Annotated in this window: 14 protein-coding genes; 12 read left to right on the forward strand and 2 right to left on the reverse strand. The window is 50.3% G+C overall.

Features of this window, described 5'->3' with window-relative positions; translation table 11 throughout:
- Nucleotides 1-20 precede the first annotated feature (20 nt).
- The gene (locus GM557_RS02795; RefSeq protein WP_155572867.1) at nt 21-902 is read left to right on the forward strand and encodes a GIY-YIG nuclease family protein; all 882 of its coding nucleotides are present in this window, start codon (nt 21-23) and stop codon (nt 900-902) included.
- A gap of 12 nt (nt 903-914) precedes the next feature.
- Here the strand turns inward: GM557_RS02795 and gpmA are convergent, their stop codons facing one another.
- Nucleotides 915-1,622 carry a 2,3-diphosphoglycerate-dependent phosphoglycerate mutase gene (gene gpmA, locus GM557_RS02800; protein ID WP_155572868.1) on the reverse strand — a complete coding sequence of 236 codons (708 nt, stop codon included), beginning with the start codon at nt 1,620-1,622 and terminating at the stop codon, nt 915-917.
- A 158-nt stretch (nt 1,623-1,780) separates the two neighbouring features.
- Here gpmA and GM557_RS02805 point away from each other — a divergent pair, with 158 nt between their 5' ends.
- From GM557_RS02805 to GM557_RS02855, 11 genes are all read left to right on the forward strand, one after another.
- Nucleotides 1,781-2,320 (forward strand): HdeD family acid-resistance protein, encoded by a 540-nt coding sequence (locus GM557_RS02805; protein ID WP_155572869.1) that lies wholly within the window; start codon nt 1,781-1,783, stop codon nt 2,318-2,320.
- 137 nt (nt 2,321-2,457) lie between these two features.
- On the forward strand, nt 2,458-3,051 hold the full coding sequence (locus GM557_RS02810) for an invasion associated locus B family protein (protein WP_196424574.1): 594 nt from the start codon (nt 2,458-2,460) through the stop codon (nt 3,049-3,051).
- A gap of 135 nt (nt 3,052-3,186) precedes the next feature.
- Nucleotides 3,187-3,420, forward strand: a complete 234-nt coding sequence (locus tag GM557_RS02815) for a hypothetical protein (RefSeq protein WP_155572871.1) — start codon at nt 3,187-3,189, stop codon at nt 3,418-3,420.
- A 24-nt stretch (nt 3,421-3,444) separates the two neighbouring features.
- On the forward strand, nt 3,445-3,804 hold the full coding sequence (locus tag GM557_RS02820; protein WP_196424575.1) for an invasion associated locus B family protein: 360 nt from the start codon (nt 3,445-3,447) through the stop codon (nt 3,802-3,804).
- 116 nt (nt 3,805-3,920) lie between these two features.
- The gene (locus tag GM557_RS02825) at nt 3,921-4,607 is read left to right on the forward strand and encodes a hypothetical protein (protein ID WP_155572873.1); all 687 of its coding nucleotides are present in this window, start codon (nt 3,921-3,923) and stop codon (nt 4,605-4,607) included.
- A 35-nt stretch (nt 4,608-4,642) separates the two neighbouring features.
- Nucleotides 4,643-5,293, forward strand: coding sequence for an invasion associated locus B family protein (locus tag GM557_RS02830; protein WP_196424576.1), 651 nt, complete (start codon nt 4,643-4,645; stop codon nt 5,291-5,293).
- A gap of 25 nt (nt 5,294-5,318) precedes the next feature.
- Entirely contained in the window at nt 5,319-6,560 is a 1,242-nt protein-coding gene (locus tag GM557_RS02835; RefSeq protein ID WP_155572875.1) for a glutamate-5-semialdehyde dehydrogenase, read from the forward strand.
- A gap of 87 nt (nt 6,561-6,647) precedes the next feature.
- The gene (locus GM557_RS02840; protein WP_155572876.1) at nt 6,648-7,688 is read left to right on the forward strand and encodes an SDR family oxidoreductase; all 1,041 of its coding nucleotides are present in this window, start codon (nt 6,648-6,650) and stop codon (nt 7,686-7,688) included.
- Between the two features lie 175 nt (nt 7,689-7,863).
- Nucleotides 7,864-9,393, forward strand: coding sequence for an alginate export family protein (locus tag GM557_RS02845; protein WP_230880580.1), 1,530 nt, complete (start codon nt 7,864-7,866; stop codon nt 9,391-9,393).
- Nucleotides 9,394-9,643: 250 nt separating this feature from the next.
- The gene (locus GM557_RS02850; RefSeq protein ID WP_230880581.1) at nt 9,644-11,173 is read left to right on the forward strand and encodes a hypothetical protein; all 1,530 of its coding nucleotides are present in this window, start codon (nt 9,644-9,646) and stop codon (nt 11,171-11,173) included.
- 130 nt (nt 11,174-11,303) lie between these two features.
- Complete coding sequence (locus tag GM557_RS02855; RefSeq protein ID WP_155572877.1) at nt 11,304-12,734, forward strand: amino acid permease; 1,431 nt, start codon at nt 11,304-11,306, stop codon at nt 12,732-12,734.
- Between the two features lie 53 nt (nt 12,735-12,787).
- Here GM557_RS02855 and GM557_RS02860 read toward each other — a convergent pair whose 3' ends face one another.
- Nucleotides 12,788-13,216 carry an EamA family transporter gene (locus GM557_RS02860; protein ID WP_155572878.1) on the reverse strand — a complete coding sequence of 143 codons (429 nt, stop codon included), beginning with the start codon at nt 13,214-13,216 and terminating at the stop codon, nt 12,788-12,790.
- Nucleotides 13,217-13,300: the final 84 nt, after the last annotated feature.

The following is a 13,300-nucleotide window of genomic DNA, read 5'->3' on the forward strand; positions in this document are numbered from 1 at the left end:
GAGGATAGGGAGTGACAATAATGCACCCTCAAACAATTCAGGTCTTTTTGCCATTTGGTAATCCGCAAAGTCTTCGTGTGGCCTGGGTGACGACCCGCCTTGTAAATGTCATTGAGATTCCAAGGGCGCAGCTGGATCGTTTTATGAGGATGTCAGAAGCTCAAGCTGTGGGGCTTTATTTTTTGTTTGGTGAAGATGAACAAACAGAACATCCCCAAGTTTATATAGGGCAAACAGAGCGGCTAGGTGAGCGATTAAAAGAGCATAATAGGAGTAAGGATTTTTGGAATAAAGCAGTGGTGGTTGTATCGCGTGCGGAGAGCTTGAATGTAGCACATGGTCGCTTTCTGGAAGCAATGGCGATACAAAAAACAAAAGAGGTGGAACGTTACATATTGAGCAACGGTAATACGGGTATTTTGCCGCAAGTTCATCCTTCTGTAAAAGCCGAATGTGTAGAGTTATTTGGAACGATTGATATTTTATTGACAACCCTAGGGTATCCTCTTTTTGAACTAAAATTGAAAAGGAGTGTCGCTAAAGGGCAGGTGAGAGAGGATGAGAAGCTTTCTGAGGTAGAGAAATTATTTTTCTGCCGAGGAGATGGCGTGGAAGGGTGCGGTATTTATACGGAAGAGGGGATGGTCGTTCTTAAAGGCTCTTACGGGCGAGTAGAATCAAAGGGTTTGAGGGCTTATTCCCCGAGCTGTGTCGCACAACGAGAGAGGGCTATTAAGGAAGGGATATTGAAGTGGGAGGGGCAGAAATTACGGTTAATGCAAGATAGAGTTTTTACAAATCCATCCCCTGCCGCTAGTTTTTTATTGGGGCGTGCAGCAAATGGATGGATAGAATGGAAGGACGAGACAGGGCACACATTGTCGGAATGTGTCAGGGAGTAAAGTGAAGGTGCATTATTCGTCGTGCGCCTTTAAGTAATAAGCGCGTTCTATTTTACCATCGGCTTTAAACTCATAGACGAGCGGGGTGCCGGTGGGGAGTTCTAGCGTGCAGGTTTCTGCCGGGCTGAGGCTGTTTAGTTGACTGATGAGCGCGCGCATAACCGTCCCGTGGGTGATGACAAGCAAGGATTGCCCCGCCTGTAAGCTGGGGCGGAGTGTGTTTTGCCAATAAGGAAGGACGCGCTTTATTGTCGTAGCGAGGCTCTCTCCTTTGGGGAGGTCAGCGCGGGGGAGGCTGCCATAGCGTGGGTCATGGCCGGGATAATGGGGGCTGTTTTCCTTAACTTCCGGTGGGGTAATGGCAAAGCCGCGCCGCCATTGTTGGACCTGCTCAGCCCCATAGCGGGCAATAATATCGTTTTTCTCCAGCCCTTGTAGGGCACCGTAATGACGTTCATTTAGCCGCCAGCTTTTATGTTCGGGGAGCCATGTTTGGTTAAGCTCATCCAAGCAATGCCATAAAGTATGGATGGTGCGTTTAAGCATAGAGCAATGAGCTGCATGGAACTGGAAGCCATGTGCACGCATCAGGCGGCCTGCTCTTCTGGCTTCTTCATGACCTGCGGGGGAGAGGTCTAAATCATACCATCCGGTGAAGAGATTAGCATGATTACCAAGGCTCTGCCCGTGGCGCATGAGCACGAGTCTTGCATGGGTCATGGGGCCTCCCTCTTAATGGTTAGGGCTGTAACGCTACAAGAGGATTATAGGGGACGCCAAGAGAGAATGCCCCGCCTATCATGCATGGCTTCTCATACTTGCCAGATGGTTAAGGATGGGCCATGCAGAATATGTGATGATATAGAAGGACGCCATTCATGATTGAGAAGAAAGACGACTCATTACTACAGCGGGAAGGTAATTCCGGCCTGATTATGGGGATATTGATTGTTATCGCAGGTCTTGTGATGGCAGTGACCCCGGTACTGACCTTCATCTCTCTTACCGCTTTGGTAGCTGCTTTGTTGTTTGTGGCGGGGATTTGTACATTGGTTGATGTCTTCCGCCGTAATGCCATGGAGCGTAAAATGCTCGATGGGCTTTTGGGGATATGTTTTATCGTCCTAGCGGGTCTGATTTTCTTTAATCCGATTGGTGCCGCGATTGGTTTAACGGTGTGGATCGCCGCTTGGTTCATCGTCCGTGGTGTGATGGAGCTTGCAGGTATGGGGGCCTCTCCTTATGGCCGTGGCTTTATGGCGATTGATGCGTTAGTGAATATCGTTCTCGGTGTGATGCTGCTGTGCTTAAACCCCATCACCGCACAGGCTGCTTTAGGTTTTTATGTAGCGATTAGTTTGATTTTCTGGGGTTTTTCTTTGATTTACCGGAGCGCGTTACTGAAGCATTTGCTCTAAATGCGTTGATGATGGCATATCATAAGTATAAAGAGACCCGGCCTCGCATAGTGGCTGGGTATCTTTATATAGGGGTATGAGACGGATGAGTGAAAACGGGGGAATGTTCTCTCTCTATAAAGAATGGCATGTGGGCTGTGGTCATTCTTCTTGTTGGCTATATTGGGGGGCATGCTGCTTATGCTGAGGATGCCGCCTCTCCAGCCCCAATACCTGTTCGTGCCGGTTTGCTTACAAAGTCAGCGCGTATTGGGACGTGGGGGTATGGTTGTGCGTACCCTGATAAAACGGGCAAAGCTCATATAATTAGTTGTGGGGTTGGTGGGCCTTTTCGTTCAGGTGTGTTGGCAGGGGCTATTGGTGGGTCTGCAATCTTTTTGCGCGTAACGTCTGATGTGGCGCAGAAGCCGATCGCCCAACAATTTTGGGGGGTTCTTGTAATATTTCCCAGAGCTGTGGCAGTTGACCAAACAGTGCCAGCGCAACTTGTGGTAGATCAGACGCATAAAGTTTTAATTCCATGGGCGTTTTGTAGCTTTTTAGGATGTCAGACTATTGCTAGGGTTCTCCATGAGGATTTTCTCCAGATAATGAAGGCGGGAAAGCAGGCGCGTTTTATAGCGAAGCAGAAAGATGGCACGCTATGGTCTTACGATTTTACCCTGGATGGGGTGAATACGGGCATTACACAGATTAACCAGTGGATTGAGCATGGTGAGTTAACCCCTTAATCGTGCATTAAGGCATTAACTAACAGAGTTTTTAAGGAATATAGGCAGAGGCATTGGGCGTGTAGTGCTGGCTTTGCGGGGTAAATGCGTTAGCGTCCGTTGCAAAATACGCCTATGATAAGGATAAAGATAAGAATGATGCGTTTTGTAAAAGGCGGCCTATGCGCGCTGGCTGTGTGTCTTGCTGGTAGCTCTTATGCTCATGCAGGAACCTCCCCTGATGCTGTACCAGCAAGTCCCGGCTTTGTGAAAAAAGCGATGACAATGGGTCCATGGGGGTATGGGTGTGTCTATCCGGGTAAGGCTAGTCCAGCAAGTGCTACGGTATGTACGGTAGGCCGTGCTTTTGCCATAGGTAAGACCCCCTAGCAAACTAGCAAAAATGGGATGGTGATGTTTTTACGTCAAACAACGGATATGAAGGCTCGACCCATTGTGCAGCAGCCTTGGGGGGGGGCCGTCGTTTCCCCGGCATCTGTGGCGGTGGACCAAAGCGTGCCTGCTCAGTTAGTTATTGAGCAAGGTCCAACTTTGTCTATTAATTGGCGGTCTTGTACAGATTTAGGATGCAGCGCACGGATTCCGGCTATACCGGAGGCTGTTATTCAGGCTTTGAAGACTAAAAAACAGGCGCATTTCACTGCAAAGCAGAAGAACGGCACAGTCTATTCTTATGACTTTTCTTTGGATGTTGTAAATACAGGTCTAACACAGGTTGATAGCTGGATTGAGCATGGTGAATTAATCCCCTAATATGTGGATTATGATGGAGTGGGTTGCGAACTCCCATATTATTTGGGGGCTATGCTCTCGTAAATAGAGATACCCAGCCTTCATTATAAGACCGGGTGTTTTTGTAAGGGGCTATCATGGTACGTTTTGTTCTGCAAAAGAGGGTAATGCCGTTGGTAAAGAGCGGCCTCTTGGCTTGCCTCTTATGTTGGGGCAGTAACGCTTTTGCGCGCGTGGATTGGGGGAATCCTCATCTGCCTTTTGATACAGGTACTGAGCAGGTGAGAGGCGCGATAAGGACGAGTTTGGCGCGGAACTGGTGGAGCTGGGGGTTGGGATGCCTCCCCGGGACGCCAGAGTGGCATAATAACGTTACCAAATGTTGGGTTAGTCGTCCTTTTATGGGAGGGACAGTAACAGATAATTTTTTATCAGGTGGCGAGATATTCTTAGCGCGTGAGGAAGCCCCATCGTCGCAGCATCCATGGTTTGTGCTGGTTATCTTCCCAGATATGGTAGAGGCAGACCAGAGCATCCCTCTACAGCTTGTGGTGGACCACGGCCCACCAATGGCAATAGGGTGGGATGTGTGTTACGGTAAGAAATGCAAAGCGGCGTTTCGCCCCGAGGTATCAAACGCGTTTGTACAATCTCTTAAACAAGCAAAACATGCCCATCTGACAGTGACATTGAAGAATGGCACAAAATGGTTCTACAATCTGGGCTTTATGAACTTTCGGTTCATGCTTGATAATGTGACCAGATTTACTGAGACGCAGCCGGAATGTCAGTCCTGTGAGGCCCCAAAAGCAGCAGGGCCATAAGGGGGGGTATGAGAGCGGTGTGGGAAGGAATGAAAATGCGGCATGATGGTTATATGTTTGGGGGTGTGCTTGCTGCATTGCTCGTATTTTTTATGCCGGTACCAGCATGGGCGGATGAGGCGGCTCTTGTTGCGTCTGTCACGCAAAAAGGTGGGGGCATGCCGGAGATTATGGCCGCAGAGCATCCGGGTGTTGCTGCGCGGTCCGCTTTTGCAGGGCCGTGGCGTTATGGCTGTGCGTATCCTGCCAAAGGCAGCCCACAAGTGACGCAATTTTGCATTATTCAGCTTGAGCATATGAGCGGCACAACGATTGATAGCGGTTTCCTCCTCTTTACACACACCACACCGAATATGAAGACAGCCCCTTTGGCACAACAGCCATGGGAGATAAGCTTTAACTTACCCACGCGCTTGCCATTTGGGATGCAGGCTGCGCCGTCTCTCCGTATTGACCAAGGGACGACTATCCCGCTGACGATACAATCATGCGATGGTACGGGCTGCATGGTGCAGCAGGCTTTGACGGCTGAGCAGCTTCAGGCCCTAGCAACGGGGCAAATGGGGTATTTAAGCGCGCAAACAAAGCAGGGTGAGGCGTGGTCCTACAGCTTTTCCTTAGCGGATATTCAGCTTGGGATGAGGGAGATTGAGAGCTGGGCCGCTCAAGGAGCCTTGGCCCCCTAATGTAGGGTAGGGAGGGAGATAGGTCATGCCTATGACGGTGCAACATCTCGCACAGCGTGCGCGGATAGCGGCTCAGAGTGTGGCTCTAAGCCCGACAAAACAGCGTCAAGACGCCCTGTACCATATAGCTGCTGCATTGCGGGCGGATAAGGCGGCTGTGCTGGCAGCGAACCAGCATGATATAGGCGGGCCTGCTCTTAGTCCTTCTTTACAAGCGCGATTAACATTAACAGATGAGCGTTTGGAAGGGATGGCCCGTAAGGCCGAGGCTCTTGCGGAGATGGAGGACCCTGTTGGGCAGGTTCTAGGGGAATGGGAACGGCCCAATGGCTTAAAAATCCGCCGTGTTGCCATAGCGTTGGGGGTGTTAGGCTTAATCTTCGAGCATCGCTTGGTGATAGGCTGGGATGCGGCATTACAAAGCCTTTGGTCAGGTAATGCGATACTGCTTTGCGGTGGGGCGGAGAGTGCCCATAGTATGCAGGCCCTTCATGAAGTGATTCAGCGTGGCTTGCGACAGGCGGGCTTGCCAGAAGATGCCGTTCTTCTCATTCCACATGGGGATGCGGCACAGCGTGCGGCCTTATTGCAGGCTGTTGGGTTGGTTGATTTCATCATTCCCCGTGGCGATCGCGCTTTGACAGAGCGTATCAAGCGGGAATCACGCGTGCCGGTTTTGGCGCATGCGGCAGGGTTGTGCCATAGCTACATTCATGCGGCGGCAGAGCCTATGATGGCAAGGCGTGTGCTGCGTAATGCCAAGCTGCGTAGCCCCGGCATATGTGGGGCGACAGAAACGCTCTTAATAGATGCTGCCATTGCACCGCAGCTTCTCCCGTTGATTGTAGCAGACCTCGGCGCAGAGGGCTGTAGCTTTCGCGCGAATGAGGCCGCCTGTGCCCTTCTGCCAACCTTGCCTGCGGCAATAGAGGAAGACTTCGCGACAGAATGGTTGGATAAAGTGCTTAATATCGCTGTTGTGGCCAATATTGACGAGGCCCTAGCGCATATTGCACGTTTTTCCTCCCACCATACTGAAGCGATTTTGACAGAGGATGAAGCCGTAGCGCGTTATTTTATGGCGCGTATTCCGAGTGCTATTGTGATGTGGAATAGCTCGACCCAGTTTAGCGATGGCGGGGAGTTCGGCCTTGGGGGAGAGGTGGCGATTGTGGCAGAGCGTGCCATACCACGCGGGCCGATTGGGCCTTTTCAACTAACGAGTTACCGTTATGAGGTGCATGGGGCGGGGCATATACGGCCATAATGATGAGATAAGGGCTGCTTGACCTCCTCTTGAGGAAAGAAGAGGGTAGGGGATGTTTTATAAACGTTCGTTGAGGAAGGAGCCTCTATGTCACGTATTGTAAAAGATGCCCGCCAAACCGAGCATCAACGGGCTGTTGATAGGCGGAGTTTTGTCTCTGGGGTTGCCGCTTTGGGGTCACTTTCCTTATTTTCATCTGCTCAAGCTGCGGCGGGGCCGTCTGTCATGCAGACGCACGAGGCAGGGGGGTTATTTGACCCTGTGACGCGTTATCCCGCTCCCCCTTTTGCGCAACAACCGCAGAATTGGCCCGGCCTGCAAAGTGCGATGACCCCTCGCCCTGATTGTGGGGAGGCGCATTATCAAGGCTCCGGTCGGCTTGCGGGACGTAAGGCGTTGATCACTGGTGGGGATTCCGGCATTGGGCGGGCCGTGGCGATTGCTTATGCGCGCGAGGGGGCCGATGTTGCTATCAGCTACTTGCCGCAAGAGGAAAGTGATGCGCGTGAGGTTGAGGCTCTTATCCGTCAAGCAGGGCAAAAAGCCGTGTTATTGCCGGGTGATATTCGTAAGGAAGCAACCTGCCAGACCATCATACATAAAGCGGTTGATGCGTTGGGTGGGTTGGATATTCTGGTTAATAATGCAGGGCGGCAGCATTATTGTGAGGATATTCTTGAGCTTACGACTGAGGAGTTTGACTGGACAGTCAAGACGAATCTTTACGCACTCTTTTGGCTTGTAAAAGCGGCCATACCGCATATGCCAAAGGGTAGTGCGATTATTAATACGACCTCCCGCAATGCGTATCAGCCTAACCCTATTCTGGTTGATTATGCGATGACGAAGGCCGGTATAGCCAATATGACCCATAGCTTGGCCCGGCAGCTTCTCCCACGTGGCATCCGGGTGAATGCTGTGGCACCGGGACCATTTTGGACGCCTCTCCAAGTATGCGGGGCACAGCCGCAACCAGTTGTGCAACATTTTGGGGAGGAGACGCCTTATCATCGCCCTGGTCAGCCGGTGGAGATTGCCCCGGTTTATGTCACGCTGGCGTCTCAAGAGAGCAGCTATGTGACGGGACAAGTTTGGGGTATTACCGGTGGTGATGGCGTACCGGGGTAAGGTGTGATGCCGCTTATGCAATGTGGTGGCAGCCTGCATGGTTGCCCCCTTGCAGGGGAGCTTTGGGGTGAGAGGAGAATAGAGCGAGATATTTTTTCGCTTCTGTAACATTCTCTGGATTGTCGGACGAACATGCTGTAATAGAGCCGCCAAGGAGACCGAGAGAAGGATAGTCATGGCGGTAAAAACGCGGGAACTGCTTTATGCAGCGTTTATGGCGGTCACGATCATCCCTTTTCCCAAAGCTTATGCTGATCTCACGCTGTTTTCTCGTAAAGATATCACCATCAATGCTGCATTAGATATTGGTGGCGATGCGTTTTATTTCCCTAATGCTAATTTTGCGACAGGTTCTTACGCGCCGCATAAAGGGGGGTACTATACACGCACGAAGAATGTCACCCTTGGGGAGCTTTATGGCCAGCCTATGCTTTCTGGCACATGGAAGACACCGTGGGGATTTTCAGTTTTTGGGCTAGTTTCAGCCATTGGCTCTACCACCCTTGGCGATGGTGATGCAGAGAGTGTGAGCCAAACCTCTGGCACACCACGGCAGGTGAATCTTGAGGATGCAAATCTCGGTGTCAAAATCCCTCTCACGAAAACAAAGCGGCTGATTATTGAGGGCGGGCGGCAGAAGTTCCAAATTGATGATGGGTTTTTGATGGGGAAGGGGGCCTATAGCTCCGGTGAGAGAGGGGCGTGGTGGTATGCGCCACGTTTTGCTTTTTCTGGCCCGGGGGTCATTAAATATGAGGGGAAATCTTTACGCTCTGATGTATTTATGTTGGAGAATAATAGTAATAACCGCCAGACTTATGGAAATGATAAGCCAGAAACAAAGTTTGTTGGGTTTGATGTTACGTTATTCCGCAGTAAGCCGGGGGGTGATGGGGCTTCTACTTATGGTGATAGAGCCGCCTATATTACGCTGACCTATTTTTATGTGCGTCATGCGGATAAAGGTGCGGCCTATGATTACTCCAATAGGGCAGATAGGCAGGGGATGAATGTCGTAGCTCTTAGCTGGGGCGGGACACCCTTTGCGATGAAGGCTCATCCTTTTACAAAGAATATCACATTTTACGGCAATTTTGTTTCGGAGCAGAATAGCCATGCAGGCAATGGCTATAAGGGTGTAAGTGCTTATGCTGTATATGTAGAGCCCGGCTATACATTTGCAAATGCACCTTGGCGGCCTCATATATTCTACCGTTATACACGCTTTAGTGGCGGAAGGGATTTACATAGCCGGACAAAGCATAATTACGATACTTTCTTTTTATATGATGGCGCGCGCTATACTTATGGCGGCTATTGGCCGGGTGAGATTGTAGGTAATAATCTCTCGCCTTTATCTAATATGGAGATTCAGCAATTTGATATTACAGGTGTGCCACCTGTTCATTTATGGAAGAAGGATGACGAGCTAAAGCTTGGCCTGCATTTTTATGACCTCGCTTATCTTTATCCTACCGGGGCAGGGCTGCCAGCGGGGACAAAACGGCGTATGTCTGATGAGGTGAATATCTCTGCCGAATATGCGTTGGACGCTAATACATCAGGTGCGATTGCTGCGGGGGCGGCGTTTTCTGGTCCAGCAGGGCGAGCTTTAGTGCGTGCTGGTGTGCCTGCTGGGCAGACGATGCCGGGGGTACATGGGGCGTCTGGCGTGGTGGAGTTATATTTTTATAAACATTTTTGAGATTTTTTGAGAGGTAATTTTCATACGGGAAAGGCCGTCCCCATAGTGCTTTCAAAGAGAGGAAAAGGCACGGAGAACAGGGCATTAACGGCTGATAAACAAAAATCTACATTCTACAATAATAAAAGAATAACTTTATATATAGATGAGTAATTATAGGTTTAGTTAATAACTAATTATGTCATGATATAGACAGAGTTAGATTATCCTGTAATAAAAGAGCGACAAAATACCCCAAAAAGGTTTGAATATGGCATCAAAATTGCGGAGATTGCTTATCTCTCTGGCCGCATTAGGCAATGTCTATGCAGTTTCTGACGCTTATGCAGATCAGACACTTATTGAGAGTAAGAATGTTACGATTAAAGCCGGGTTGGATATTGGCGGGGATGCGTTTTTTCTACCCAATACGAATTACGGTGCGGGTTCTTATAGGCAACGCCGCTCAGGCGGTTATGCGTTGATTCAAGATACGACCTATGCGGAGCTCTATGGCAAGCCAATTCTCTCAGGGCAATGGAAGACCCCGTGGGGCTTTACGGTCTTTGGTCAAGCATCGGCGATTGGCTCGACAACCTTAGGCGATGGGGATGCAGAAAGCCTCTCCCAAACCACGCGTACGCCGCGGGCGATTACGTTGGAGGAAGCTAATTTGGGGGTCGATATACCGTTTAATAAAGACCAAAAGCTGATCCTCGAAGGAGGGCGGCAAAAGTTCCAGATTGATGATGGCTTTCTTATGGGTAAGGGGGCTTATAGCTCTGGGGATCGTGGGGCGTGGTGGTATGCGCCGCGTTTTGCTTTTGCAGGACCTGGGGTGATTAAATATCAAGGTAAGCATATCCGTGCCGATGCGTTTATGCTGGAGAATAACACTAATAACAATCAGACTCGCAATAATGACCGCCCGGAGACGAAGTTTGAGGGGTTTGATGTTACCCTTTTTCGCAGCAAAGAGGGTGGTAACGGTGGTGCAGTTTATGAGGATAGAGCGGCCTATATTACGTTAGCGTATTTTCATGTGCGTAAGGCGAATATTGGGGCCGCTTATGACTACGCAAACCGTGCGGACCGGCAGGGGATGAATGTTACGCAGCTCAGTTGGGGTGGGACGTTCATTCCTGTAAAAACATGGGGCATTGACAAGCATTTCTCCTTATATGGGACATTTGTTTCTGAACAAAATAGCCATGCAGGTAATGGTTATAAGGGTGTTAGCGCCTATGCAACCTATATAGAGCCGGGATATACGTTTACATCTCTGCCATGGAAGCCCCATATATTCTACCGCTATACGCGCTTTAGTGGAGGGAAGAACCCTCATAGCCGGACAAAACATAATTATGATACATATTTTCTCTATGATGGTCGCCGCTATACTTATGGCGGATATTGGCCGGGAGAGATTACAGGCATGTATCTTGCTCCGCTCTCGAATATGGAAATTCATCAGGTGGACTTGACAGGCGTGCCCCCAATCCATTTATTACGCAAAGGCGATGAATTAAAGTTGGGTCTGCATTTCTATGACCTTTCTTTTCTCTATCCCAGTGGCTCTGGCCTGCCGAGTACGGTAGGGCGGCATATGTCGGATGAGGTTGATTTTTCTGCTGAATATTCGTTTGATGCCAATACATCTGGAGCCATTACAGGAGGGGCCGCATTTGCAGGCCCTGGGGGTAAGGCTCTTGCAAAAGCAGGGATCCCTAGTGGGATGAATGTTCCGCCCATGCATGGGACATCAGGCGTTCTGGAACTTTATTTTTACCGGCATTTTTAGGGCAATACGGGCTTTTCTTCTGTTCTGCCTTCCATTTTGTCGGGAGATGTCACAAAATGGGTTACCGTAGCGGAGTGTTCATCTTTTTTACTGGGTGCCCCGTACAGCCAACTATCATAAGGACCTTTTCATGAAGGAACCAACTAGCGATCAAACCGTGTCCGAGGATAAAGGACTTTCGAGTCGTCATATCGCGATGATTGCCCTGGGCGGTGTGATTGGCGCGGGACTTTTTGTCGGGAGTAGTGCGGCTATAGCAAAGGCGGGACCGGGCATTGCGCTCGTTTTCGTTGCTGTGGGCTTCTTAATCATGGCGATCATGCGCATGCTGGGCGAGATTGTCGTGAGTGACCCGGGCCGTGGCTCCTTTGTGGAATATATTCGTCTTGCCCATGGGGATCGGATCGGCTTTGCCTCTGGCTGGCTTTACTGGTTTTTCTGGGTGGTGGTGATTGGCTCGGAGGCTATCGCTGGGGCCATGATGCTGCGGGATTGGATCCATCTGCCTGTCTGGGTGTTGTCTGTCCTGCTCATCATCAGCATGAAGCTGGTGAACTTCTTTGCGCCAAAGATTTTTGGTGAATGTGAGTTCTGGCTTTCCAGCATCAAAGTGTTCACCATTGTGGCCTTTATCTTACTGGCATTGCTTTATGTCCTGCATGTTTTTGGTCATGGTGTGTCCGTGCATGAGAATCTCTTTGGTCGCCGTGGTTTGTTCCCTAATGGTATTGTGCCGCTGCTTGCCCTTGTGCCAACGGTGTTGTTCACCATGATGGGGTCTGAGATTTCCACCGTTGCGGCGGCTGAAACATCCGATCCGGGCGAGAACGTCTCCCGCGTGACACGGACACTCGGTTTGCGGATTATGATGTTCTACGTCTCCTCCATCTGCTTGATTACAATGATCGTGCCGTGGTGGAGCCTTTATCCGGGTAAATCCCCCTTCGTGGCTGTGTTGAAGGTTATGGGTGTGCCGGGTGCTGCGCTCATTATGCAGATTGCTATCTTGAGTGCCGTTCTGTCCTGCTTGAACTCCAGCATGTACATCACCTCTCGTATCCTGACAGAGTTGGCGATTCAGGGTGACGCCCCGGCCTTCCTTGTGCGCTCTGCACCAGATAAAGCCCCGCGTATGGCGATTACGATCAGCTCTATTGCTGGGTTGTTGGTGGCGTTCTCCTCCATCTTCGCACCGAGTGAGATTTTCGGCTTCTTGCTGAACTGTAGTGGTGGGTTAATCCTCTTAACCTACGCGCTTATTGCCACATCTTATATTGTTCTGCGTGGGCGTAGTAAGCGTGCTGGGACGAGTGAGCATTTCACCATGATGCTCTATCCGTATCTGAGCATTGCCTCGTTGATTGCTATCATCTTGGTGTTTGTCGCCATGTTGATTAATCCCGGCGAGCGGGAAACGGCTTTTGCCTCCCTTGGTACAGCCGTGGTGTGTTATCTCATGGCATGTAACTTTGCGAGCCGTTTGGCCCCTGTCGCTATCTCCGAGCCTGTGGTGACGGAGGAAGAGACAAAGGACGAAGAGTCTAAAGACGGTAACGCCTAAGTTAGGCATAAGAATAGGGATGGAGGGGGCTTCCTTCCATCCCTATGGGCGGGCTAACCTATAGAGACGAGGATAGCCCCCAGCCCTATAAAAAGAATCCCCATCCAGCCTTTAAGTGATAGCTGCTCACCTAAGAATGTGACGCTTAGTAAGGCGACAAACACAACGCTGAGTTTATCGACTGGTGCAACACGGGCCGCATCCCCCAGCTTGAGGGCGCGGAAATAACAAAGCCATGAGGCCCCCGTCGCCAAACCAGAGAGCAGCAGGAAAAAGCACGCCCGTGGCGTAAAGCCTGCGGTATTATGAAACTTTCCTGTCGCCAGCAATAAAGCGGCCAGAATAGCAAGAATAACGATTGTACGGATGAATGTTGCAAGGTCGGAATCTATCTCATTAACACCGACCTTAGCGCACAGAGCCGTTAATGCCGCAAAGCCTGCGGAAAGTAAGGCCCAAAAGAGCCATGAGGTAGAGGGCATTATACCTCCTCATATTATGCTGATCTTTTTCTAAAATATGGAAGATGGTCTGAAAAGGGGGCTTGCCGGATTAATGGTTCGGGT

The sequence above is a fragment of the Bombella sp. ESL0385 genome (assembly GCF_009725755.1).
Lineage (GTDB): Bacteria > Pseudomonadota > Alphaproteobacteria > Acetobacterales > Acetobacteraceae > Bombella > Bombella pollinis.